The sequence below is a fragment of the Mycobacterium sp. JS623 genome (assembly GCF_000328565.1).
In the GTDB taxonomy this organism is placed as follows: Bacteria; Actinomycetota; Actinomycetes; order Mycobacteriales; family Mycobacteriaceae; genus Mycobacterium.
The window spans coordinates 918,327-942,644 of record NC_019966.1; the positions used below are offsets into that span (position 1 = coordinate 918,327).

Consider the following 24,318-nt stretch of genomic DNA (forward strand, 5'->3'; position numbering starts at 1 on the left):
TAACGATGTTACGTAACGGCGTTACGAAAGCCAATAGCTGCTAGATCGCGCGATGCCTGCCGTTGATGATGGTGGTGTGCGCTTCTTCGAAGGCCGTGTCGACGTTGTTGTGATTGTTGGCCACGGCCATGTTGTTGGTGTCGTGGTTGTACTGGTCGCGGTAGCGCTCGCGCAGGTCGTCGGCGGCCGCGCGGACACGGTTGATCTCCACGCGCAGCACGTCCTCGCGGCTCTCACTGGCCGCGTAGTGGTAGTAGGTCAACAGATGGCGCAGCAGCTCGAGCTTCTGCTTCTCCTGGCGGGCCAGATCGTGTGTGGTGAGCAGCTCGAGGCGCTCGACCGGATGCAGCGTCGCCCAGTCCAACACCGCAGAGGACCGGAACTGTGCCCGTTTCTGCTTGGTACGCGTAGTGGACTTGGGTTGGTCGTAGTAAGTCACTGCGCCGTGGAAGCGTGACGCGATGGCCTCGCCCAGCTCACGTCGGTCCAGCGCCGAATCCCACACGATGCGCCATTCCTGCGACGGCGCCAGATATGGGATCTCGGAGGGCAGGTTCAATTCGGTGATGTCGACGTAGCGGTCCTCGTAGGCAGTTTCGTACTTGCCGACGGTCGGCGGATTCGCGAACTCGAATCTAACGCCGTACGCCGGAGTTTTTCCGAAGTTCTTCACGACGAGCTCGACGAGATGCCAGTCGTTGGCCGCGGGCTCCATGTACATCGCCACGTTGGGCTGCATCAGCTCCGCGGTCTGTGCCTTGGCCTGCTGGTATTGACGCCAGGCGTACACCAACGCGCCAATGCCGACCACGACCGCGAGCCATGCCGCGAGCGCCGTCCAGCCGCCGGCCGACATGCCGACCACGTGGTCTGAGAACCAATCCACGCACCGCAGTAAACCACGGCCCGCCGCTAACTACAGCATTCGCGAGCGTGGCGGCCGGCTCGTTGCGGAAAACCCGCAGCACAGTGGGTAAAAAGAGACAGAAGTGCCTGACGGGATCAGGGGTTAACTCGCGACGTTGGCAAATACTTCTCGCTCGGCGTCGACGTCAATAACCGCGACGGCGGCGGACTCGGGCCGCGACTCCGCTTGCACCAGCCGTTCGCTGCGGGCCAGCCAGTCGGTGTCGGCCCACACCACAAGGCCCGGCAGCCGTCGCCAGTAGTCGGGGTTGGCGCGCAGATACATATCGACGCTGGCGTGCACCTGCGCGGTGGCAGGCAGCCGTCGCAGCGAAATCGCGCGTGCGCTTTCGGCCAGCGCGTCGAATTCGGTGGGCGCAGGCGCTTCGCAGTGGCCGGCGTCGCGCACCATCAAGCCGGCCTGCACTGCGCCGTCGAGCATCCAGTCCAGCGCGATGTCCGCCAGTGGCCAGCATGCTCCCGGCCCGCCAGCCACGTCGCAGTGCGCCCCGCGGAACCAGACCTCGTCGACGCAGTCCGGCGACGACACCAGGTGGTGCGTCCCGTAGCGGCCGTCGATGGCGACCGCGTGCCGCCCTGCGACGACGCTATTGAGCGGGTCGCCCGCCAAGTGCACCCCGGGCACGCTCCTCATGTCCCAGAGCCCCAAAAACTCTACGGGAGTACCGATTTCGCGATGGCCGGCCAGCCGCGCGGCGAGCACCCGAAGCCGGCACCAATCCTGGGGGCTGCGCCGCGTCCTTGGCACCGCATAGGCGGCGAGCACATAGTCCATCAGGTCGGGCAGCACGCCGACGGTGCCGAGCAGTCGGGCCAGGGCGTGGCCGCAGCATGCGCCGCGCCCGACGCCGAACAGATAGATGCGATCGCCGTGGTCCCAGTTGTCGACCAGAAATTCGTATGCCTCGGCGATCGTCGCCCGCGCGTCGTCAGCGGCGGCCTGGCGCCAACGCAACTTCGCCATCGTGCTGCGGTCGGCCGCCGGCACCCGCGACCCTGGGTGGTACCACGTGACCTGTCGGTCGCTCTCATCGAGCAGACGCAGCAACGTTTCGACGTTAGTGGCATCGCGAGGACCGGGATGGTCAGGTGCCCGGTCAAAGCACAGCACGATGTTCTTCACGGCGACCCCCGACGGAAGTATTTACGCTGTTAGGGATTAGTTTGCTCCGCAAAGTTGCCCGTGTCCTGCGTATCGCACTACTCGAATTGCGAATCACTGCGGATTCGCTACAGCGAAACGTCGCTGGGCACGGAATCCGCGATCGTGATGCCGCATCCGCGGGCGAATTCCTCTGCCGTCAGCCCATCGGCGGAGTTCATGTCGCAGCGGCCGAAGGGGGGTGCACCCTCAGGTAGACCGCCGCCATAGCCGGAACCGTCGGTGTATTGGTGGGCGACCTTCCCCGGGTACGGCGGGTTGTGTCCGTACGCCGCGACAACCAGCCGAATGCCCGCCGGCTTGTTCGGCCACAGATTGTTCAGGTCGCCCACATTGCCGTACCCGATCACCTTGGCCGTCGAGCCGACGAACGCGCCGACGGCGTCATACGCGGCGTTGATGCCCGCCGACTGGTTGCCGCGGATCTGTCCGCCCCACGATTCGATGTCGAGCATCACCGCCATCTTCGGATGTGGCGTGCCGACCATGTTCTTGAATGTGTCGACGGTTTGCTCCCAATTGGGCCGCCAGACAAAGTAAACGATGAACAGGACCAGCCGGTCGCTATCGGCGTTGCGCAGACACCAGCCATAGTTGTTGACCCAGCGGCGATCTCGATGTGTGCCGTCGTTGGACCGGATGCACAGCATCGGATACGGATAACTGTCGTTGACGCCGACCTGCCACTCGGACACATCGGCGTAGAGCGTGTCAGCCACGCTTCCAGTCTGCGTGAAACTACGACAAAGGCACGTCGACGCCAGCGCTCATCGGCTCGCCGTGCACCTCGAGCGACTCGCCGGTGGTCCCCGGTGGCACATCGAAAGCGATTGCTATATCTGCACTATCGCTTGGGCGCAGGTCCGCCCAGGTGCCGTTGAGATACGCCGTGGCCTCGTCGTCGATGTTGTACGTGGTGCCGCCGGCCTTGAGCTTCTGCAGCGTCGCGAGGAACGTGCCCTTCGAGCTACCGGAGTTCAGCACGTTCATGTGGACGATCAGGAATTCGCCCTGCGCCTTCTTCTCCACCGGTGCGTCCTGGTACTTCACTGTCGGTGCGTTCTCCACGCCGGTGATTGCGAACGTCAGCCCGCCGTCGGACGCCTGAGGCCCGGAACCCGAAGGGGCACTGGGTGATTCGGTGGCAGTTTTGGTGCCGTTGCCCCAGCCGTTGCCCGACGACGTGGTCGGTGCCGCGGACTTCGATGTGCTGGTTGGGCCTGCCGACGCCTGCGTGTCGTGGGACTTGTTGAAGAACAGGCCGTAGATGACGACGGCCACCAACACCGCCAGCAGCGCGGCGCACGCGGCGGCGAACTTGATGACGAGAGCGCGGCGGGGGTCCGATGCCGGTGGCTCGTCGACGGCACCGAACGACGGAGGCGGTGACGGCGGGGGTGGCGACTGCGGCTCGGTGGCCAACGTCGGTTCTGACGCTGTCGACGTCGGTTCAAAGGCCCCGTGCGGCCTCTGGATCACCGACGTGGCCTGCTCGCTAGGCGCGCTTGGCGCACTGGGCACCGCGTCCAGGTTGATCACCGCCGTCGGTCCCGGCTCAGCTTCGGGCGTCGGCTCTGGCGCAGCTTCGGGCGTCGGCTCTGGCGCAGCTTCCGCCTCGGGCGCTCGGTGCGAGCCGACGTGCTCATCGGCCGGGCGCTGCGGGACGACTGCGGTGGGCTGCTCACTGCCAGGGACCACCGGTTCGGCGGGCGCTACCGGTTCGGGGGTGGCGGGTGCGGCGGGCGCTACCGGTTCGGGGGTGGCGGGTGCGCGGTGCTCCGTCCACGCGGACCCGTCCCAATACCGTTGGCCGCCTGAGCCGTCGGGATCCGGATACCAACCTGCGGGGGTGGGCGGTGTGGTCACCGCGGGAGGATAACCCGATTCACAGAAGGCGGCGCGCCTTTTGCTCAGGCAAACGATTCCCTCAGGCGCCCATCAGCATGCGCCACTGATCCAGATTGCTTGCCCGATACACGTAGTTGGTCCGCTTGACCTCCGACAGCGACGCGCTGGGCTCCGCCGAATACCAATGGCCAGGAAACACCGTGGGATCGCCCGGCAACTGCGCGAGCGCCTGCAGGCTGTGATAGATCGCGTCGACGTCGCCCCCGGGGAAGTCGGTGCGCCCGCAGCCCTCCAGAAACAGCGTGTCGCCCGCGACCAGTCGTCCGTCGACCAAGAAGCACTGGCTGCCGGGCGTGTGGCCGGGGGTGTGCAGCAACTCGATGGCGATGTCGCCGACGTTGACCACATCGCCGTGCTCGTGTGCGGTCAACTCGGACCGCGCGATGCCGGTGACACGTGAAACCCAGTCCGCCTCAAGCGAATTGACGTGGACAGGCACGCTGGTTCGCTCCAGCAGCTCGGATAGGCCCTTTAGCTCGAAGCCCATCATCGACCCGCCGACGTGGTCGGGGTGGTGGTGGGTGACCAGCACACCGGAGAGCCGCATCCCGTCGGCCTCGATCGCGTCGACCAGATCGCCGGCGGCGTAGGCCGGGTCGACGACGACGGCATCGCCGGTCTCGCGGTCTCCGATCAGGTAGGCGAAGTTGCGCATCTGGGCGGCGATCATGTCGCCGGCCGCGAAGTCGCGCCCCGAGAGCAGCTGCCGAAAGTACAGGCGGTCGGTCATGTGCTCAGACTAGGTGGCGGTGGTCTTGAGCCGCACCAAGCGGGTGGTGCTGCTCTCGTCGAGGTCGACCAGGTCGGTGCGCGAGCGCAGGAAATCGCTGAACGACTTGAAGCCCAACGACTTTTCGGAGAACGACGGATCCATCCGCTTCATCTGTGCCTTGACCGCCGAGTTGTGCAGCCAGTCGGCGTCGTCCTTCTCGTGGCCGATCCGCAGCGCCCGCTCCAGCAGGCCTGTCGCGGCGGCCTGCGGATCGGCCTGCTCGGCGTCGTCGTCGGCTTCCTTTGCCTTGGCGCGCTTGGCCGGCCTCTTTGGCACCACGGTCGGCACGCCGGGCAGCGCGTCGTAGCTGACGAACTCGTCGCACGCGGCCGTCAGCGACCGGCTGATCGAGCCGGTGATGCCGATGCCGACGACATAGCGGCCAAGCCGCTTACAGCGCTGCGCCAGCGCGATGTAGTCCGAATCGCCGGCGACGATGACGACGTGGGTCAGGTCGGGCAACCGGAACATGTCCTCGACCGCATCGACCGCCAGCCGGATGTCCGCCCCGTTCTTGGCGTATGCGGCGGCGGGAAACAGCTGGACGAGGTCGACCGCCCTGCCAACCAATTGGCCGCGGTAGTCGGCGTTGACGTCGGCCGACCAGTCGGCGTAGGCCTTCGTCAGCACCAGCGTGCCGAACGACGACGCGAAGTCGATGATGGCGCCGACGTCGACGGTCGCTTGCGTCAGCCGCCCCGGTTGCTTGTGAAAGCCCGCCGTCCTGTCCTTCTGGAATGAGTTGCGGCCGTGCACCTGGTCGTAGCGAGAGATGACGATGTTGTCGAAGTCGAGGTAGACCGCCACGCGGGGCGCGCCGGGTTCAGTCACGCCTCAAGGTCTATCACCTCGTCGGCAGCGGCGTGCAACGCATGGACGCATATTCCCGTCGATCTGTAGCGCGGCGAGGACCAGCAGTTTGGCGCGTTAAACCGCGAGAATGTACCCTCTTTAAGGCCCACGCCACGACTGCGCGGGCCAGGCCCCCTTAGCTCAGTCGGTAGAGCGTTTCCATGGTAAGGAAAAGGTCAACGGTTCGATTCCGTTAGGGGGCTCGGTAGTCGCCGAGCTTTTCACCAAGGCGAAGTGGCACCCGGATGGCGGTGTAGCTCAGCTGGTTAGAGCGCACGACTCATAATCGTGAGGTCGGGGGATCGAGTCCCCCCACCGCTACAAGACAACGCAGATATTTGAGAAAGAGGCACTTGACGTGGCGTCCAGTACAGACGTACGGCCGAAGATCACTTTGGCGTGCGAGGTGTGCAAGCACCGTAATTACATCACCAAGAAGAACCGCCGCAACGATCCCGACCGGCTCGAGATCAAGAAGTTCTGCCCGAACTGCGGCAAGCACCAAGCTCACAAGGAATCGCGCTAACGCGCGCCAACCCGGGGGCCCTTGCCCAGGGTTGACCGAGAGGTTCATCGAACGTGGGCTTGTCAAAAAGCATCGTCGGGATGCACTACCGACACCCGGACCATTACGTCGTCGGCCGGGAGAAGCTTCGCGAGTACGCCGTCGCCGTCAAGAATGACGACGCGGCTTTCTTCGACGAGAAGGCCGCAGCCGAACTCGGGCATGAGGCGCTGCCGGCCCCGTTGACGTTCATCTCGGTGTTCGGCTATCAGGCGCAGTCGGCCTTTTTCGACCACGCCAACATCGGTATCAAGGACGCGAAGATCGTCCAGGTGGATCAAGTGTTGAAGTTCCGCAAGCCCATCCACGCCGGCGACAAGCTGTACTGCGACGTCTACGTGGACTCCGTCAAGCAGGCCCACGGGACCGACATCATCGTCACCAAGAACATCGTCACCAACGACGAGGGTGACATCGTGCAAGAGACGTACACGACCCTGGCGGGTCGTTCGGGTGAAGAGGGAGAAGAGGGCTTTTCCGATGCCATTGCGTGAGTTCGATTCGGTGAACGTAGGTGACACGCTTCCCGAGAAGGTGATCCCGCTGACCCGGCAGGATCTGGTCAACTACGCCGGCGTATCCGGCGACCTGAACCCCATTCACTGGGACGACGAAATCGCCAAGCAGGTCGGCCTGGACACCGCGATTGCCCACGGCATGCTGACCATGGGCCTTGGCGGCGGTTACGTGACGTCGTGGGTCGGCGATCCCGCGGCGGTGATCGAGTACAACGTCCGCTTCACCGCCGTGGTGCCCGTCCCAAATGACGGCGTCGGCGCCGAGATCGTGTTCAATGGACGCGTGAAATCTGTTGAACCCGAGACGAAGTCAGTAACTATCGCATTGTCGGCCACCACCGGGGGAAAAAAGATTTTCGGCCGCGCAGTCGCGACCGCGAAGCTGGCGTAACCGATGGCACTCAAGACCGATATTCGGGGGATGGTCTGGAAGTATCCGGACACTTTTGTTGTTGGACGTGAACAGGTTCGTCAGTATGCGCGCGCCGTCAAGGCGCTCGATCCGGCCACGCATGACGACGACGCTGCGGCCGCGCTGGGTCACGACGCACTCATAGCGCCGCTCACCTTCGCCTCGATCTTCGCGGTGATGATCCAGAACCATTTCTTTCAGCACGTCGACGTCGGCCTGGAGACCATGCAGATCGTCCAGGTGGATCAGAAGTTCAAGTTCCACCGGCCGATCAAGGTTGGTGACGCGTTGACGGGAACCATGCACATCGAATCGGTCGACGAGCGGTTCGGCGCCGACATCGTCACCACCCGCAACGTCTGCACCGATGCTGACGGCGAGGTTGTGATGGAGGCCTTCACGACGCTGATGGGCCACGAGGGCGACAACTCGATTTCGGCGAAGTGGGATCCAGAGACCGGCCAGGTTGTGCGCACTGCCGTCGCCCCGAATGGCCAGTCATCGGATTAGTAACTAGCACGGGTGGCGCGCTACACTCGGACCTCGGGGTTTTCCCAGTCCAGCGCGCTGTCCATCGGTTACCAAACGGCCGAACGGGGAGCGCGCAAATTGTGTGAGCCCCGGTGGGTGGACCTGCCCGCAGTGCCATCCTGAAGGGGCGTAGCTCAACTGGCAGAGCAGCGGTCTCCAAAACCGCAGGTTGCAGGTTCAAGTCCTGTCGCCCCTGCTCAACTGAATACTCGACAAGTGTGGACACTGGAAGGTGACCACACAACCCAGACGAAAGGCATGCGGTGAGTGATTCCGAGCCGGCACGCCGTGACTCGATAGGCGACGGCACCGTAACCGACAGCGTCACTGACAGCACCGGGCAGACTGCGGTGGTGACGCGTCCGGCGCGTCCGACCGGTAAACGGTCGCGGCGCGGCGCGGTCGACGCCGAGAGCGAGGCCGTCGACCTCGGGACGGGCACCAAGGCCGCCCCGACCAAGAATGGCGCGGGCACCGCGACGAAGACGGCCAAGAAGGCCGGCGATCGGCCGTCGCGCAACCCGATCACGTTCGTCTGGAACTACCTGCTGCAGGTCGTCGCCGAATTGCGCAAGGTGATCTGGCCGAACCGCAAGCAGATGGTCAACTACACCGCCGTGGTGCTGGTCTTCCTGGCGTTCATGGTGGCGTTGATCGGCCTGGTCGACCTGGGCCTGGCCAAGCTCGTGATGCTGGTATTCGGCTGACGAGCGAACTAGAGAGGACTGACAAGTGACTTCCTTCGAGGGCGAAACGCCTTCGGCCGTGTCGGATGCGCTAGCCGAGGCAGCGGACCCGGCGACCGTGATCGTGGACGAGGCCGCCGAGCGTCTGGAGGACAGCACGGCCGCGGAGGCTGTGGAAGACGCTGCGCCGGTCGAGGACGCTGCGGCTGACGAGGCTGAGGCTGAGGACGCTGCGGCTGACGAGGCGCCGGTCGAGGAAGCCGACGAGGAAGAAGATCCCGCCGTCGCGCTGAAGAAGGAGCTGCGCCTCAAGCCGGGCGACTGGTACGTCATCCACTCCTACGCCGGCTACGAGAACAAGGTCAAGGCCAACCTCGAGACCCGCGTGCAGAACCTTGACGTCGGCGACTACATCTTCCAGGTCGAGGTTCCGACCGAAGAGGTCACCGAGATCAAGAACGGCCAGCGCAAGCAGGTCAACCGCAAGGTGCTGCCGGGCTACATCCTGGTGCGCATGGAGCTCAACGACGAGTCGTGGGGTGCGGTGCGCAACACGCCGGGCGTCACCGGCTTCGTCGGTGCGACGTCGCGGCCCTCGCCGCTGTCGCTCGATGACGTGGTGAAGTTCCTGCTGCCGCCCGCCGCCGCCAAGAAGCCGGCCAAGAGCACGGCCGGTGCGGCCGCGAGCTCCGAGGCGTCGATCGAGCGTCCGGAGATCCTGGTCGACTTCGAGGTCGGCGAGTCGGTCACCGTCATGGACGGGCCGTTTGCGACGTTGCCCGCCTCGATCAGCGAGGTCAACGCCGAACAACAGAAGCTCAAGGTGCTGGTGTCCATCTTCGGCCGCGAAACACCTGTCGAACTGACCTTCAACCAGGTCGCCAAGATCTAGCGATTTGGGCGCACTTTAGTCACGGTGTCCGTGACGAACTACGCCGAAATCACCGAGGAACGAGAGAGGAACACCAACACCCATGGCCCCGAAGAAGAAAGTCGTCGGGCTGATCAAGCTGCAGATCCAGGCCGGGCAGGCCAACCCCGCCCCGCCCGTCGGTCCGGCGCTCGGCCAGCACGGCGTCAACATCATGGAGTTCTGCAAGGCGTACAACGCCGCGACGGAGAACCAGCGCGGCAACGTCATCCCCGTGGAGATCACCGTCTACGAGGACCGCAGCTTCACCTTCAACCTGAAGACGCCGCCTGCGGCCAAGCTGCTGCTGAAGGCCGCTGGTGTGCAGAAGGGCTCGGGCGAGCCGCACAAGACCAAGGTGGCCAAGGTGACTTGGGATCAGGTGCGCGAGATCGCCGAGACCAAGAAGGAAGACTTGAACGCCAACGACATTGATCAGGCGGCCAAGATCATCGCCGGCACCGCCCGGTCGATGGGAATCACGGTCGAATAGTTCGACCCGTGGGAGGGCTGGCATCGGCCCGCGTCAACCACAACTCTGATTAGGAGATACCAATGAGCAAGACCAGCAAGGCATATCGCGAAGCGGCCGAGAAGATCGACCGCGAGCGGCTGTACACCCCGCTCGAGGCCGCGAAGCTGGCCAAGGAGACGTCGTCGAAGAAGCAGGACGCCACCGTCGAGGTCGCGATCCGGCTGGGCGTCGACCCGCGTAAGGCCGACCAGATGGTGCGCGGCACGGTCAACCTGCCGCACGGCACCGGCAAGACCGCCCGCGTCGCCGTGTTCGCCGTCGGCGACAAGGCCGAGGAGGCCACTGCGGCCGGCGCCGACATCGTCGGCAGCGACGACCTGATCGAGAAGATTCAGGGCGGCTTCCTGGATTTCGACGCCGCGATCGCGACGCCCGACCAGATGGCCAAGGTGGGCCGTATCGCCCGCATCCTCGGGCCACGCGGTCTGATGCCGAACCCGAAGACCGGCACCGTGACGCCCGATATCACCAAGGCGGTCAACGACATCAAGGGCGGCAAGATCAACTTCCGCGTCGACAAGCAGGCCAACCTGCACTTCGTGATCGGCAAGGCGTCGTTCGACGAGAAGGCCCTCGCTGAGAACTACGGCGCGGCGCTCGACGAGGTCCTGCGTGCCAAGCCGTCGTCGTCGAAGGGTCGCTACCTGAAGAAGGTCACGGTCTCGACGACCACCGGCCCGGGCATTCCGGTCGACCCGCAGGTGACCCGCAACTTCGCCGATGCGTAAGTCTCCATAGAGTACGAAGAGTCCTCCACACCGAGCGTGTGGGGGCTCTTCTCTTGAGCACCTTCATCAACATGATCCCGCGGAACAATCGACATTCAGGTTAATAGGTAGCTAGTTGCTGGACGCGTGATCCCACGTCGTAACAGCCCTCGTGCTGATCAGTGTCAGCGGCGACTGACGAGGCGCGGTGACCGGCCTCCGAAGGCTACTCGTCCGTCACCAAGATCCGTAGCCGCGAGCACCCTTGGGTGGAGTGTCGCGGGCGGCCGAGCCGAGCGGCAACCGCGGCTGCCCGAGAGAGGCAACGCGCCAACTTAGGACGCACCTGTAACTCGCGGATGAAACCGCTCGCGCGAACGTTATCGGTCAACTTCGCGAATAGAGAACACAGGCCGTCCGTTCCTGACTCGAGCTCGCTGCGGGGCCGGGCATTTCTTCGACGGACGCGTCAATTTCAGCAAACTTCTGAAAGATATCTGAGAGGTCGTCGGTCGTTAGTGGGATCCGGCCGTTCACCTCTTAGTTTCTGGTCAAAAACCCTAAATCATAGGGAAACGCCCGATTCCTAGGCGCTTAGCCAGTTAATACGCTACGGTTTGCAGAGAAGTTCGGAATCGTGCTCGGGGGCTCGGCAGTGGCACTTGCAAACCGGATGGGGACGGGGCGTCGGCTTCCTTACTTCTCAGCGGCAACGCCGTCACCAAGCGGCAACCGGGGGGTGGAAGATGTGGTTTCGGGGGATCACGCAGATGCGCGAGTACGGCACTAGTCGGCCGGGGGGGTCGATTGGTGGGGCCGCAGTGGACGTTGACGTCGATTGTTTGGCGACGACCGGCGCGAGCGCCCAGCGGACGCACTGCGGCCTGCATGCAGCTGCAGTGACGATGAAGCATGATCGACAACATTTGCTATTCGACGCGAACGCAAATTCCGTCGGCTTCGTAGCGGGCGAGAAGCCATGACGCAAACCGTCGATCCGACTGCGCCATATGCACTCTGGGAGCCTGCCGAAGTCGATTTAGCGGCGGCGTCTCTTACCGGGACATCGCCAGATGCCATGTCGACGGTGGAGAGAGTCGCAAAAGTCGTCGCTGGCATGTCGGTCATCGGTGAGGCGCGCAACGCACTCAATGCGGCCGGGTGGACAGCGACGATCACCGCGAATCGCATCACGGTTGACGACGAGGTTCTGGCCCAATTCATTCCGGCGAAGAACGGAACGTTTGGTCTGATCAACGCCCGTTGGATCATCTACTCGATCGCTGGAGCGGATCCCGTCTGGATAGTCGGCACCGACGCGGTAAGTTCCTCGGAACCTGTGGCCGACGACAAAACTGGTGGTCTGTCATGACGCGGCCTGAGGTCGTCGACTCGCCTCCGCGGACAGCGCCCTGGGAGGCTCTAACGGACCGTCCGTTTGATGCGAGCGCTCTCCCGGATAACGTTCGACTGCTCGACGCCCGTCGGGTAGACATTGCGCCGGAGTCAGCGAACGAACACACCGCGCGGCTGGAAGTCCTCGAAGTCGACGAGGAGGTCAGGTCGGCATCCGCGAAAAGTGCTGCCATCGGCGTGGGCTTCCTGAGCCGCATTCGCGCTTGGATGCTTGTCCCGGTGGTCGACTTCGCGGTGATCGTGGGCCCCCTTGCGTGGCGGCCGCCCCAGATCCACGCGGTCCTCGCGATGGCCGCTCTATCGACAATTCTGATGGCGGGTGGCGTGGGGTATCGCGCTCGTCTACACCTCAGCGTCTTGGACGAGCTGCCCACAATCCTTTCCCGATTACTGACGGCGGCCGCGGTGGTTGCTTCGATCATCGTCTATCTGCACGAACGCGAGGCGGTAATCACCTTCCTCGAGACCGCCTGCCAGGCTATGGCGCTCGTTGTGGTTGGCCGCGTGATCACCACACGTCTGATTGCGTTTGCGCGCCGACGAGGGATTGCGACGTACCGCACCGTCCTGATTGGCGGTGGGCTACTGGCAGCTGAGTTGGCGAAAACTCTCGACGAGCATCCGGCATATGGACTCAAAGTGGTCGGGTTCGTCGATGATGGCGATCTCTTTCCGGTGGAGAACCATCTGTCGCGCTTAGGCGATCTCGCTGATCTAGACAGTGTGGTCGCGGCGACTGGTGCGGCTACTCTGCTCGTCGCCGATGGCAACTTCGAGGAACGCGCTTTGATCGACGCTGTGCGTACCGAGGTGTGCCAGAAAGCAGACCTGCTCGTCGTTCCTCGGCTGCATCACTTCCATACTCAGACGGGCCTGGCTGATCACATCGGATCCATTCCGATCATGCGAATCCGCAATCCCAATCTGCGTGGGCCGGCGCGGCTGATCAAGCGACTGTTCGACATCGCCGTTGCGGTGACGGCATTGATCGTGTTGCTGCCCATGTTGGTTCTCGTCGCGATTGCGGTTCGTTTCGAGGGTGGACCCGGCGTCATCTTCCGGCAGGTTAGGGTGGGGCGCGACGGCAAGCAATTCCAAGTACTGAAGTTCCGCACGATGCGGCCGGCCGATGAGTTCGAGTCGGAGACCATGTGGTGTGTGGCGACAGACGCTCGGGTCGGTCCGCTCGGGCGGCTCCTGCGCTGCACCTCGATCGACGAGCTACCTCAACTGTGGAACATAATTCGCGGCGATATGACTCTAGTGGGCCCGAGACCAGAACGGCCGTTCTTTGTCGAGCAGTTCTCCATGCAGTTCGACAGATATGCCCACCGGCACCGCGTGCAGGTTGGACTTACTGGATTCGCCCAGGTCAGTGGGCTGAGGGGGGACACTTCGATTGCCGACCGCGCCCGATACGACAATTTTTACATCGAAAATTGGTCGCTTTGGTTGGATATCAAAATCATCCTGAGAACATTTCGCGAGGTTTTGCTTCGCCGCGGATGTTGAGCGCTCTTACGAACACGCCAGACGCAGGTGGTGCAAATGAGTAATGCGATCAGGTCGAAGATCAGCGAGGCGCTGCCGCCGCGCGCTCATGCTGCAGTAAAAGTTCTCAAAATCGCCTCACTGACGGGCGAACTTCCGTTTCGCGCGCGCGCTCAGCTGCTGTTGCACGCACCAACACTGCTAATGCCCTCGGCGCGCTCCGCGGATTTCCGGCTAATGCTGCCGGGGGGCCCAGTATTCCTTAGCCGCGATTCCTTCTACATAGATGCTTTGGTCTTGGATTACCTTTGGAATGGCCATGTCTGGGAAGCGTCTTGTCAGGATCGCGTGGTTCTCGACCTCGGAGCTCACAAGGGCTACTTCGGAGCATGGGCCCTCAGGCACGGGGCGTCTTTCGTGATCAGCTGTGAACCAGAGAGTAACAACTTCCGGATGCTGGAACGGACTCGCTCGGAAAATGCCCGTTCGGAGGACTGGGAAGTGATGCGCATCGCTGTGGGTGCTAAATCAGGCGAGGTATCGCTTTTCGTCTCAACCGAATCATGGGCGCATTCGATCTACGAGGAGATGGTTGATACCACTCGCCAAACCCGGTCGACACCGTGGAGGAATTACCTTGAGCAATCCGGGCGCGTTCAACATTCCGTCGAGAGGGTTGAGATGGTTACCTTGGCGACGGTGCTGGAGCGGGCGTTCGAGAAAAGGCCCGGCCAACCGGTTGTAATTAAAGCAAATGTCGAAGGTGCCGCGGGACCCATCCTTATGGCGGCAACTGCTGCCGTACTCGCGCCAGTAATTGAAGTACACATCGACTACGAGCCCGGCTCACCTTACGAAATCGGCGAATTGCTCGAGCATCTTGCAGCTGCGGGACTAGACGAAGTCCGTATGCTCGATGACAAGTACTGGGTGGCTTCGCGCGCCTCCTAGGAATTCCCTCCCGGATATCCTTCTCCCATCCATCCAAGCAGATTCTTCCTAAAAGATGAGACTGAAAACTCTGACACGGCAGACTTAGCAGCTTGCATATCGACCGCCAGGGCCTTTTCGACCGAAGCCGGGTCGTCGAAGCGCGATTTCCGCCACCCTGATGTGAGTCCGCCGGACACTGCTAGAACACTCTCTCTGGCGCCGCCAATGGCGTTGACGAGCACCGGAGTTCCGCAGGCCATAGCCTCCACCGGCATGATCCCGAAGTCCTCGACGGCCATATAAACGAACAATGCCGCACGCCGATACATCTCGATCAGCAGATTGTCGCTTACCCTGCCGGTGAAAATCACCGGCGTTCGCGCTTGCTCTGCCAAAGTTCTGAGCCGCGGCTCGTCTGGCCCCTCCCCGGCGAGCACGACTGGTAGGCGCAGAATCTCGCCCGCGCTGACCGCAGCGTCAAGATTCTTGTACGGAATGAAGCGCGACGCACCTAACACGAACTGGGGCGGCAGCGCGCGGAGGGTCGCGCGGTCAAGGTCAGAAAGCTCACCACCGAAGCTGCGAATGCGCTCGACATGGACCGGCGGATAGATCACGCAGGCGTTGACACCCCAGGCATCGGCGATCCGCTTCGCGACAAACTCGCTGTTCGCCGCGTAGTTGACAGCGTTTGAAGTGTGACGCCGATCCCAGCTCCGGAAATAGGACCGTCCCAGACGCCCAACCAGTGAGTTACCCCGATCGTCGAGATCGGGAGCCCAGACATACCGCGCTGGGCTATGTACGTAGGCGAATGCGGGAATGCCGGAATCTGTTGCCCGACTGGCGAGGTGGTGTGAAAACGCGTGAGAGCTGACGACAACCCTCTCGACGTCGGTGAGGTCTACCCTCTTCCATGCGCTCCCCATGAATGGCATGGCCGCGGTCTTCCGGCCGCGCAGTGGCGAGCGGGCCAACCACGTCTCCTCGAGACCACTGAATCGAACCGGGTCGCCGTTCCATAGGCACACCGCACGGGAGTGCGGCACGGCGAGGCGAATCTGCTCGAACACATTCTCCGAACCGCCGATCTCAGCGATCCATTCATGCGCGACAAGAGTTCTCATGCTCTGGCCTAGCGGACGCGGTCGTAGACCGACTCGACAAGCGCGCCCAACCCGTCCCAGGTCGGGAGGTGGTCGACCCACGCGCGTCCGCGCGCGCCGAGCGCCTGGCGCAGAGCCGGATCGCCGATCAATCGCAGGAGTGCGTCGGCGAGCGCCGCCGGATCGTCAGGGGTGACGAGCAGGCCGGTCTCGCCATCGCGGACCGCTTCGGGGATGCCGCCGACCCTGGGCGCGATCACTGGTACACCGCGTGCGAACGCCTCGAGAATGGTCCGCGGCATGCCTTCAGACCGGGAAGCCATCACGACCACGTCGGCGGCGTCGATCGCGTCGAGCACTCCTTGGGCCGGCATCGTGCCACGAAACCGCACGACCGCGTCGAGCCCGTGGTCGCGGACGAACGCCTCGTCGACCGCACGGTCCGGACCGTCGCCCACGACATCGAGTCGTGCTGCCGGTTCGACTTCGTGCACCCGGGCAAACGCGCTTATGAGTAGATCCGTCCCCTTGACCGCGTGGTTTAGCTCGCCAACGAAGAGGCATCGGCACGGACCGCCGCTCGAGCGTGGGGCGACCGGCGCCCGCGCCTGGTCGTCGGGGATTGACGGCAGGACGAGCACGCGATCGCGCGCGATCCCGAGCGCCGCGAGTCGATCGGCGATTGGATTCCCGGCGGCGGTGTACTGCGGCCTGACGCCGCGGCGAATGACCGTCGGCCGAGAAAAGAAGTCCTGTACGTCATACACCACGGGCACGCGAGCCACCACGCTGAACGCCGCCGTCCCGACCGTCACTGACTTGCTGCCGTGGACGTGCGCGATTCGGCCGCGGCCGCAAAGCCTGAGCAGGGCCAGCGTGATGAAGGTCGCCGCGGCCTGCACCCACTGGCGAATCGCTGTCGGCGCGCTATTGAGACTCGGAATCACGCGCCAGACGTCGACGGCGCCGTGCTCCACGGCCGGAAGGTTCGATTGCCGCGTGGTTAGCACCGTCACGTCTGCGCCACGTGCCGCCAGCGTTTGAGCGAGCAGCGAGAAGTATGTTGCCGCTCCACCGACTAGCGGCGGATAGTGCGTGGTCACCAGCACCGGGCGATGCCCTTTGGTCTCCATCATGGAGCCGTCGATCCTGGGCTCATGGGTGGCGAGACTCTTGTTTCGGCACGCCTGACCGGTGCTGGAAGTGACGGATTAGCGATTCGACTTTGGCTGCAACGGTTTCCCAGCGGAACTGTGTGAGATCGGTTGGGCAGGTAAATGAGGAATCGATCGCCAATGCCATCTGGCTACTGAATTCCCTTGCATCGGAGGAGTTTTCAACTGCGAACTGGCCATGCTGACAAATCTCGGACACGGAGGCCGCTCCGCTGAAGTAAACCACCTTCGTGCCCGTCATCAGTGCTTCGAGTACAGGTAGTCCGAACCCTTCCCATACGGATGGGAACACCAGCGCATCGGAGCCCCGATACAGCGCCGCAAGCGCTTCGTCGCTGACCGCTGTTCGGATCCTCAGGCGGTCATTGAGCCCGTACTGTCCCGCCAATGCCCTCACGGCGGCGACGTCCGCGTCCGCCGATACGACGACGAGAAGGTGATCTTGAAAAGAAGTCATCGCTTCGAATAGCGGACGCGGGTTCTTGTGAGGCTTGAAATTTCCTACATACAGAAAATAGGGGCGGTCAAATGTGCTCGCGGGCCCCTCGCGCGTGTACGCACTTGAACACCCAATTCCAGCGTTGTGGACAGTCACGCTGTCATCATCGAGCCAGTTCCGAATCTCGTCGGCAGATGTTTCGGACACCGTCAAAACATGACGTGCCCGCCTGACAGCGGGTTTCACCACTCCCTCGTAGTACACACGGGTTACGTGCGACAACCGGGAATCTTGCGTCCGCAGGTGAGTCAGGTCATGAATCGTCAGCAGCTGAGTACACCTGGCGAGTCCCGCGCTGTACCCGGGGCTGTACAGCAACGCGGAACTGGGAAGCCGGGCGCGGTTCGGATTGAGCGCATCCATGGGCGTGGACGGCCTAAAGGGTCGGTCGAACGCTACCCATTGAATGGTTAGACGAGGGATGACCTCTCGCGCGTAGCGTGCTATACCGTGGTTAACGCCATAGCGTATGTGGGCACCGGCCTCGCGGGTGTCCACATACACCGGCGAAGCCCTTCTAGAACCCATTGCGGTCCGTCCCCCTACTTCCAGCCCACTGTGAGTGCTCTTGCCAGCTCCTGCGCGGTCCTGGCAAACAGGATACGTGCTTGGTAGTGCGTATGGTCGGGGAATCCGCGCCCTCTCATGGCGCGGTCGGAGGATGTGGTTCAACGCTAGCCGTGCTTTATGGATGGCCTGAACTGACGCCGTTCTGTCGATAACTCCTAGGCCGCGGGGCGTCAACAAGCGACTCCCGCCCTTCACTTCTGTCCCGACCCGCCCACGAGTTCCACACGTCGTGCAGCAAAGACCAGTTCTGGAGGCACATAGTGACACCCGCGGCAGCGCTAAGCACCCTTCCGGCAGGCGATGGTGCTCTGGTAGTTCGGCAGAATTACATTCGCCTCGGCGAATCCGGCAGACCGCGCCGCCTCGATCATCCACGCCCGCGTGTACGCGACCGCGCTTTCGGGATAGCGCGGGTTCTCCACCCGCGCGGGGCCGACGGAATGACTGAACGTCCAGCGGCCCTCCATCAGGCCGAGGCGTTCGAGGTCGTCGAGGCAGAAGAACGTCATGAGCATCCAGCCGCCAGGCTTCAACATGCGGTGGCTTTCCGCGAGGTAGTGGCGCAGATCCTCCTCGAGCAGATGCGAGAACAGGGATTGCGAGAACACCAGGTCCGCGGTGCCGTCGGGACAATCCAAGGGCGGTCGCGAGGCCGAGCCGCCCGGGTTGTACACAGTGCTCGCCACGTCTACCCGCGTGAACGAGAAGCGATCGGCCGGGAAGTGGGCCCGGCACCAGGCGACCATCTCGGGATCGACGTCGAAGCCAAGGTAGCGTCCGCGAAAGCGTTCGCCCATGTAGTCGCCGTCGCGCAGGCCGACCGCACTCTTCCCGACGCCGGACCCGATGTCCACGATCGTGGAATCGAGGCCCGCGTAACGATTCGCGAAGAAGTACATCCAGATGGGAGCCGATGCCGTCAGGTAGTAGTAGTGCGGAAACAAGATCGAGTTTCCGACGCCGGTTCGCACGATGAGGCGCAGCGGCGGCAGCGGCTGGCGGGTGAGGAGGCCGAGGATCGCTCGGGCGAAGAGGTCGGGCAACCACGAGGTCACGCGGAACACCCAGCCTCGCGACAGCAACGCAGTCGAGGGCACCCATCGGCGCACCCAATGATTGAGGGCCTGTGCGAAGCCCGCACGGGAGGGTCTACGTCCGTGGTGCGCGGGAACCGCAGAGTCAGGACCCTGCTCTGCCTCGGTCACCGGTGCCGAGCCCCGCTGGGTCGCGGACGGACCTTAGCGTCCGTCAGGGATTGCGGCATGGCTTCCCCTACGGGTCGAATGGTCGCTGCTCTAAGTCTCGATGGCGTAGCAAACATGACGAGCATAGCGCCCCTCCTCGCACCACAGGTGCGGAACAGCCTAGGTGATCGAGCAGTGTCAATCGCGCCGGCAAAGCTCGAGTATGGGCGGCAGGAGGTCGGCGATCTGTGCCCCGACCATCGCGAAGAATGCCTCATCCTGACCGATCGGGTCCGGAATATCCGGCGACCCGCCCGCGGGGAGCCGCGGGCGGAGCGTGGCGAGATCCTCGATATTTCGCGCGTTGCACTCCGATGCGAGATGGGCAGCCTCGCTCAATGTGAAGGTGCGGTGGAGTTGTTGCGGGGCAAACTTGAGAACAGCGTTGCGGTGTGCCCTCGTCATCGTGATGACAAGATCCGCCTCGGCGGCGATCTTCGCCGTGAGCTGTCGCGCGGCGAAGTCCGATGCGTCACCACCCAACTGCTCGAGGACACGCGCTGCCCAGGGCTGAATCGGTTGCCCTGTTACCGCGCGGGTACCCGCACTCGACGCTCGGAATTCTTGGGATCGAGTGCAGTGCGCGACAGCTAGACGTTCCGCCGTAGGGGATCGGCAGACGTTTCCAGTGCAGACGAACAGGATGTGCAGAGCAAACTCCTCGCATGAAATTTGGACGTTTACGAGTCCGGATTCCCGGTGGCGTCCGCGAGACGGCGTGGGGATCCTTCATCGGACTTGCACTCAGTATCCGTGTGCCAGTCGCACTGGTCCCCATCGGGGCGAACGCAGAAGTCGGTGCACACCGAGACCCACAGATCGAGAGCCTGAATCATCTCGCGGCGTGGCAAACCATGGCGAATCGTCCGGTCGTCCCCGTTCGGCCCGCTGAGCGGGCCTCGGCCGGTAAAGTGAGACAACTGCATCCGGAAGTTGGGCAAAGGGGGCGAGATGGATGAGTCCGGCTCACTGCGAGAGGATCGCAGAGTCGAACATGCAACCCTCGCCATAGTCGCGGTCTGCCTGTTGTTGTTCGTGGATGTTCCTCTGCCACTAATCGGTAATTCGAGTCGATTGGTCGCGGTGTTGATCATCCCCTTACTGCTTTTAGGGCGCGGCGGCGTTCGGACCCCTTTTTGTGCCGCAATGTATTTGCTTCTTCCCCTCTACATCCTATTTCCAATATTCTTCTTGCCAAATATCGACACATTTGAGCCGTGGAAGCGATTGGCCCTCGAGCTGGTATCCCTCGCTGGAATGGTGTTGCTTGCCCGTGCCCTCGCCAGCGATGAACAGCGCCTCAAATTGACTGACATGCTGGTGATATTCGCGCTTGCAAGTTCGGCAGTCGCGGCCCTCCAACGGTTTGGCATCCTGGGACCTGTGGGGCGCGACCGGTGGGGCTATTCCACGACGGCCTCGGGCGACCTCCGCGGTGCTGGTTTTCTGGCCGACCCCAATTTCTTGGCTATTCTGCTGGCAAGCGTTGTTCCGTTGATTGTGAGTTGGCGATTCGCGCGGCTACGTGGGCCAGCTCTCGTGGTTCTTGCGTTGGGCCTCTATGCCACCAATTCGCGTGCAGGGATTCTTCTTGCGGTTGTGGCCCTGGCAGTTTCGGTAATGATGCGTCCGTCGACGAGAAGTGCGGGCCCCATGACCAGAGGACGCAAGACCGTAATCTTGGTAGCGGTCTGCTTGGTCGCGCTGTTTGCATTCAACGTTGGCGGCCAACGCGATCGGGCAGTCCAAGCATTTCTCATCGGAGCTGGCATCCAAAATAGTGTGCGGACCGGACATGCGGTCGATGCTTTTGTTGCAAGAGAACGTCGTCAATTGCTCGAGTCTTGGATCAACCTCGGTATGAAGCATTTTCCAGTTGGCGTTGGAACATTCGAACAAACTGAGGTTGCAAAGGCGGCACACAATACCTTCGCGACATTATTCGGTCAGGGCGGTATCGTTGGGCTGGCTATTGCCCTAACCATCCTGGCGTGTCTCGCGTGCTTTTTCCGCCGCAGATCGGAGCCATACGCGATAATGGGCGCGGTGATCGTCTTGGGCGGTCTAACTCTCAGCTACCCCGGCATGGTTTTTTTGGTTCTCCCAATGGGGTTGGCGGACGGCATATTGGCGGGTCGGCTCGGCACTCGTCTACGACCAGGATCAGAGTCGCCACCTTCTCACCCCCGACGAGGCGGTTTGCCGGCGGCGAAACAAGTTGCAGACGCCCACAATGGTGCGGACCTGCAGGTTCCGCTCAAGATGGCAGGGTTTCACATGGTGGCCTGGAGGCAACAGCGCACTCCCCGACCGAGTTGAAGAGGCCAAGCCACGAACCCAGACCACGCACGAGAGCGGATCACAATTGCTCCGACTTGATTGGTTGAGATCGGCAGAAGCGCAGAACGTCGATACGTGCGGAGAAGCACGCGGCGGCAGATGAGACCAACCTGATGATCGCGGCTGACAAAATGCCACCGCCGGAAGCTACGGCGATAGGAAGGACCACGACAGTCACCAACAGCCCGACGGACTGGTTAATCGCCGCAGACCGCAGGCGGCCAACCGCGACGAGACCTGTGTTGAACAGCCCCAGGGCGATGTCAAAGCCGGTGGCGGCCAGTAGTAAGCCGAGCACCAGCGAAGTCCCTCCGAACTCCGGCCCGAAGACAGCTGCCAGTAATGGTCCTGCGAAATATGCGGAAATGGCCCCGCTGACCACAGCAATCGCGAGGACGGCCTGCGCGACCTTCGGAATTTCGTCCAAGTTTTGTGACTTTGCAGCTCGTGCCAGAAGAACCTGGCGCGGGCCACTCGCGAGCGCAGCCGGGGCTTGCGCGATACCTACGCAGACAGCGTATAAGCCCAGGTCTGCGGGCGATACGAAGGCTGCAAGAACGAGCTGATCCAAATACACATGAAGTAACCAAGCCATGTGCACAGGCCAAATAATCAGCGACGCCCGCAAGATTGGCCATACGTCACGAATGGCGGCAGCGTTTTCGGCAAACGGTCGACTCGCCAAAATGGGAATTGCCGTTGCCACACTCCAACTGAGTACGACGACCAATCCGAGGTTCTCGGTCGGATGTTCGACCAGAAGCAGCGTCAGCGGGGCCAAAAGACGGATGACGCCGCCGACGATTTGGGACAGAGTCAGCTTTCGGTAAGCGTGACGGCCCAACAGGACGCCCCTCCCGATCACGGTGCCGGTTGTCAGGGGAACGACCAATCCGGCAGCGACCGCGACGGGCCAAGAGAAGTGCCAGATGTGGCAATAAATCGCCACAAGCACGCCTGGAATGAGCGACACCACCACGGCGCCTGTGACCAGGGTGCGCTGGGCGCCGACAGGTATGTCACCTTTTGCAATATGGCGGGCCAAGATGTCCGATAGCGCGACAGCCAATATCGCCTCGCATACCGCCAGCGCAGCAACGATCGCGGCGAGATCACCCCGCCCGCTGGCACCCAGCGTCCGCGCAAATACGATGTTTGCGACAAAGCCGCCAACCGGCCCGAGCATGGTGGCCAATCCGAGTTCAATGGCCGCCCTTACGTCCCTTGGCCGGGAGGGAGCGGGGCCAGAACGCCTATGGCTGGGCATTGCGGCAAGGTCCCTCCGGCTCGTCCCAAGATGCGACCTGGCTCATACGAGCCGGGGCGTCGGGCACTCCGCTACCTGCGCACTTCTCGCTTGACCGGTTCTTCGACGCCGCCTCCTAATGCAGTGACCGCTACGTCGGTTCCGATAGCCGCCGGATCGAGTATTTTCGGATCTGGAGGGTGCATATAGCTCGGAACGGGGAGACCAAAATAATCCAGTAGGGTCGGCGCAATGTCGAGCGTCGAAATCGGGGCGCGGTGATTTCCTTCTGCCTTTCGCACGCCGGGGTTGTAGACCAGCAATAACCCATGCGGAGTGTGCCGCGCAGAGCAGTCGATATTATCCTGGTGTTCGTGGAAGCCCCAGCCGAGCCATTCAAATGGCACGGGCGCGCCGGCGAACTCGGCTGCACGTTGTCCAACGTATCGTTCAAAATACACAAATAAGTGGAAAGTCTCGCTTGAACGGTCGTAGCTCAGCGGTGGAACCTCGCGGTTCGCTGACACCATGTTTTTGCCGTCACACGAGATGCTACGGAGCCGCTCTTCAAATGCGTCCGCCATGCGTGGGTCAACGGTCACACTCACACAAGGAGCCATCGTGTAACGCTCAGTCCAGTGCGATCGCGACAGCCCCATTCTGGTCATGAACTGCTCGAGATCAACGATAGTCACGAAACCGCTCGTCGCTTCAGATTTGTGTGCGGCTTGCCCCATGCTTCCACACACCAGCAGCATGTAGTCGTTCCTTTTCGCGAACTTCACGAGGCGTCCAAGCATTAGGTCGAGGCAATCCATCGCATACGTGATCTCGTGCTTATACAGTCGACGCCAATCGTCGGGCATTACCGTTCCGCCCGGATCGTCCGGGTATGCTGCCGCCCAGTATCGGTGCATGGCCGCCGCAACGTGATTTGTATAGAGAGTCGCAAAATCTGGTCGGGTGCGGTGCATTAGGTGTAGGAAGACATCGAGCGATATCAGGGGCTGAATGGATCGTCTGCGACAGCGAAGGTGTCGATGAAACGATTCCGCCAAGAGCTCTTTGAGCGTCGCTTGTACGGAGGTTCGTGACAGGCCATGAGTCGTGTAGTACCTGAGAAATTTGCCGGCAGATCTCAGCGGCAACGCTGTGTCGACATTTCGAGCTGATTTTCTGGTCATGAGCAGATTGAATTGCTGGAATGCGACCAGGTCCGGTGGGTGCGCGAATGATTCGTGGGCAAAGAAGTCTGGGACGTAAAACGCATAATCGTCCACATCGTCGGGAACGCTGGAGCTGTGGAGTGAGCCCATTACGCCGACCTTGACTCCCTGTGAAGACAGCAAGCGCCAGATCGGTGGGTAGTGCTGCTCGGCGACGTCGAGCGATTGCCCGAGATGCAAGATCTGATGTTCCTCGTCGATTACCCCGCGGTGTAGCGTCGGCCAGCTGATCCACGGGTCCAATTCCACCTGATCCTCACAGACCGTGGACAGCTGCTTTGACGTAGCCAGTAATTCTGCGAGGTGACTTCGTGGACGCTCTGCAACGTAATCGTCAAGGATTCTGAACGGTATTTCATTTACTTCGAACAAGATCATCTTGTGCTTGCTAGCCACATCATCCACCCTGTCCGCTATGGCATACGCGAAATAGCGGTATGCCCCCCATCGTGCTACGAAAAGAGTAGCTCACCATGCCTATCCGTGTCCCGTGACCAGGCGCATTATTTCGACGGGGGCGTTGCCAAAATCCGTGCCCGGCGTAGATTGTCTACCTTTGACCAGCGCGTTCACAGTTTCTCCGGGTC

25 protein-coding genes and 3 tRNA genes are annotated in these 24,318 nt (G+C 62.4%); 15 read left to right on the top strand and 13 right to left on the bottom strand.

The annotated features are described in order from the left end of the window. Positions 1-40: 40 nt before the first annotated feature. From MYCSM_RS04320 to MYCSM_RS04345, 6 genes are all read right to left on the bottom strand, one after another. Entirely contained in the window at positions 41-856 is an 816-nt protein-coding gene (locus tag MYCSM_RS04320) for a hypothetical protein (RefSeq protein ID WP_157681447.1), read from the bottom strand. Between the two features lie 153 nt (positions 857-1,009). Continuing rightward, positions 1,010-2,050, bottom strand: a complete 1,041-nt coding sequence (locus MYCSM_RS04325) for a phospholipase effector Tle1 domain-containing protein (RefSeq protein ID WP_015304920.1) — start codon at positions 2,048-2,050, stop codon at positions 1,010-1,012. Positions 2,051-2,157: 107 nt separating this feature from the next. Continuing rightward, positions 2,158-2,808, bottom strand: coding sequence for a hypothetical protein (locus tag MYCSM_RS04330; protein ID WP_015304921.1), 651 nt, complete (start codon positions 2,806-2,808; stop codon positions 2,158-2,160). 19 nt (positions 2,809-2,827) lie between these two features. Beyond that, positions 2,828-3,955 (bottom strand): DUF4352 domain-containing protein, encoded by a 1,128-nt coding sequence (locus MYCSM_RS35170; RefSeq protein WP_015304922.1) that lies wholly within the window; start codon positions 3,953-3,955, stop codon positions 2,828-2,830. 61 nt (positions 3,956-4,016) lie between these two features. Then, positions 4,017-4,727 (bottom strand): MBL fold metallo-hydrolase, encoded by a 711-nt coding sequence (locus tag MYCSM_RS04340; RefSeq protein WP_015304923.1) that lies wholly within the window; start codon positions 4,725-4,727, stop codon positions 4,017-4,019. 9 nt (positions 4,728-4,736) lie between these two features. Then, complete coding sequence (locus MYCSM_RS04345; protein WP_015304924.1) at positions 4,737-5,600, bottom strand: NYN domain-containing protein; 864 nt, start codon at positions 5,598-5,600, stop codon at positions 4,737-4,739. A 151-nt stretch (positions 5,601-5,751) separates the two neighbouring features. Here MYCSM_RS04345 and MYCSM_RS04350 point away from each other — a divergent pair. From MYCSM_RS04350 to MYCSM_RS04415, 14 genes are all read left to right on the top strand, one after another. Continuing rightward, a tRNA-Thr gene (locus MYCSM_RS04350) sits at positions 5,752-5,824 on the top strand. Between the two features lie 44 nt (positions 5,825-5,868). Next, positions 5,869-5,942: transfer RNA gene (locus MYCSM_RS04355), tRNA-Met, on the top strand. A gap of 37 nt (positions 5,943-5,979) precedes the next feature. Continuing rightward, positions 5,980-6,147, top strand: a complete 168-nt coding sequence (gene rpmG / locus MYCSM_RS04360; protein WP_003929651.1) for a 50S ribosomal protein L33 — start codon at positions 5,980-5,982, stop codon at positions 6,145-6,147. 53 nt (positions 6,148-6,200) lie between these two features. After that, positions 6,201-6,680, top strand: coding sequence for a (3R)-hydroxyacyl-ACP dehydratase subunit HadA (gene hadA / locus MYCSM_RS04365; protein WP_015304925.1), 480 nt, complete (start codon positions 6,201-6,203; stop codon positions 6,678-6,680). Then, positions 6,667-7,095 (top strand): (3R)-hydroxyacyl-ACP dehydratase subunit HadB, encoded by a 429-nt coding sequence (gene hadB, locus MYCSM_RS04370; RefSeq protein ID WP_015304926.1) that lies wholly within the window; start codon positions 6,667-6,669, stop codon positions 7,093-7,095. Before hadA ends, hadB begins: the two co-directional genes overlap by 14 nt. A gap of 3 nt (positions 7,096-7,098) precedes the next feature. After that, positions 7,099-7,626 carry a (3R)-hydroxyacyl-ACP dehydratase subunit HadC gene (hadC, locus tag MYCSM_RS04375; protein WP_015304927.1) on the top strand — a complete coding sequence of 176 codons (528 nt, stop codon included), beginning with the start codon at positions 7,099-7,101 and terminating at the stop codon, positions 7,624-7,626. Between the two features lie 144 nt (positions 7,627-7,770). Then, a tRNA-Trp gene (locus MYCSM_RS04380) sits at positions 7,771-7,843 on the top strand. Between the two features lie 67 nt (positions 7,844-7,910). Beyond that, positions 7,911-8,354 (top strand): preprotein translocase subunit SecE, encoded by a 444-nt coding sequence (secE, locus tag MYCSM_RS04385; protein WP_015304928.1) that lies wholly within the window; start codon positions 7,911-7,913, stop codon positions 8,352-8,354. A 151-nt stretch (positions 8,355-8,505) separates the two neighbouring features. Next, positions 8,506-9,225, top strand: a complete 720-nt coding sequence (gene nusG, locus MYCSM_RS04390) for a transcription termination/antitermination protein NusG (RefSeq protein WP_442928522.1) — start codon at positions 8,506-8,508, stop codon at positions 9,223-9,225. A gap of 82 nt (positions 9,226-9,307) precedes the next feature. Further along, positions 9,308-9,736, top strand: coding sequence for a 50S ribosomal protein L11 (gene rplK / locus MYCSM_RS04395; protein ID WP_015304930.1), 429 nt, complete (start codon positions 9,308-9,310; stop codon positions 9,734-9,736). Positions 9,737-9,798: 62 nt separating this feature from the next. Further along, positions 9,799-10,506 (top strand): 50S ribosomal protein L1, encoded by a 708-nt coding sequence (gene rplA, locus MYCSM_RS04400; protein WP_015304931.1) that lies wholly within the window; start codon positions 9,799-9,801, stop codon positions 10,504-10,506. Positions 10,507-11,464: 958 nt separating this feature from the next. Continuing rightward, entirely contained in the window at positions 11,465-11,857 is a 393-nt protein-coding gene (locus tag MYCSM_RS37000) for a hypothetical protein (RefSeq protein WP_015304933.1), read from the top strand. A gap of 251 nt (positions 11,858-12,108) precedes the next feature. Continuing rightward, entirely contained in the window at positions 12,109-13,413 is a 1,305-nt protein-coding gene (locus MYCSM_RS04410) for a sugar transferase (RefSeq protein WP_041313201.1), read from the top strand. A gap of 36 nt (positions 13,414-13,449) precedes the next feature. Beyond that, entirely contained in the window at positions 13,450-14,343 is an 894-nt protein-coding gene (locus MYCSM_RS04415) for an FkbM family methyltransferase (protein ID WP_015304935.1), read from the top strand. On the opposite strand, the gene MYCSM_RS04420 is transcribed toward MYCSM_RS04415, so the two are convergent. The 5 genes from MYCSM_RS04420 to MYCSM_RS04440 all read right to left on the bottom strand — a co-directional run bounded on the left by MYCSM_RS04420 (position 14,340) and on the right by MYCSM_RS04440 (position 19,570). Then, positions 14,340-15,452, bottom strand: a complete 1,113-nt coding sequence (locus tag MYCSM_RS04420) for a glycosyltransferase (RefSeq protein ID WP_015304936.1) — start codon at positions 15,450-15,452, stop codon at positions 14,340-14,342. The two genes, MYCSM_RS04415 and MYCSM_RS04420, sit on opposite strands and share 4 nt — an antisense overlap. 8 nt (positions 15,453-15,460) lie before the next feature. Continuing rightward, entirely contained in the window at positions 15,461-16,567 is a 1,107-nt protein-coding gene (locus MYCSM_RS35175) for a glycosyltransferase family 4 protein (RefSeq protein ID WP_015304937.1), read from the bottom strand. A gap of 19 nt (positions 16,568-16,586) precedes the next feature. Continuing rightward, complete coding sequence (locus tag MYCSM_RS38040; protein ID WP_232425720.1) at positions 16,587-17,252, bottom strand: glycosyltransferase; 666 nt, start codon at positions 17,250-17,252, stop codon at positions 16,587-16,589. A 701-nt stretch (positions 17,253-17,953) separates the two neighbouring features. Continuing rightward, positions 17,954-18,730, bottom strand: a complete 777-nt coding sequence (locus MYCSM_RS04435; RefSeq protein ID WP_157681273.1) for a class I SAM-dependent methyltransferase — start codon at positions 18,728-18,730, stop codon at positions 17,954-17,956. Positions 18,731-19,057: 327 nt separating this feature from the next. Continuing rightward, a complete protein-coding gene (locus tag MYCSM_RS04440) occupies positions 19,058-19,570 on the bottom strand; it encodes an arsenate reductase/protein-tyrosine-phosphatase family protein (RefSeq protein ID WP_015304940.1) in 513 nt (170 codons plus the stop codon). Between the two features lie 300 nt (positions 19,571-19,870). Here MYCSM_RS04440 and MYCSM_RS04450 point away from each other — a divergent pair, with 300 nt between their 5' ends. Further along, positions 19,871-21,238 carry an O-antigen ligase family protein gene (locus MYCSM_RS04450; protein ID WP_015304941.1) on the top strand — a complete coding sequence of 456 codons (1,368 nt, stop codon included), beginning with the start codon at positions 19,871-19,873 and terminating at the stop codon, positions 21,236-21,238. A 40-nt stretch (positions 21,239-21,278) separates the two neighbouring features. Here MYCSM_RS04450 and MYCSM_RS04455 read toward each other — a convergent pair whose 3' ends face one another. Next, the gene (locus MYCSM_RS04455; RefSeq protein ID WP_015304942.1) at positions 21,279-22,526 is read right to left on the bottom strand and encodes a lipopolysaccharide biosynthesis protein; all 1,248 of its coding nucleotides are present in this window, start codon (positions 22,524-22,526) and stop codon (positions 21,279-21,281) included. Between the two features lie 71 nt (positions 22,527-22,597). Then, positions 22,598-24,127, bottom strand: coding sequence for a hypothetical protein (locus MYCSM_RS04460; RefSeq protein ID WP_015304943.1), 1,530 nt, complete (start codon positions 24,125-24,127; stop codon positions 22,598-22,600). Positions 24,128-24,318 lie beyond the last annotated feature (191 nt).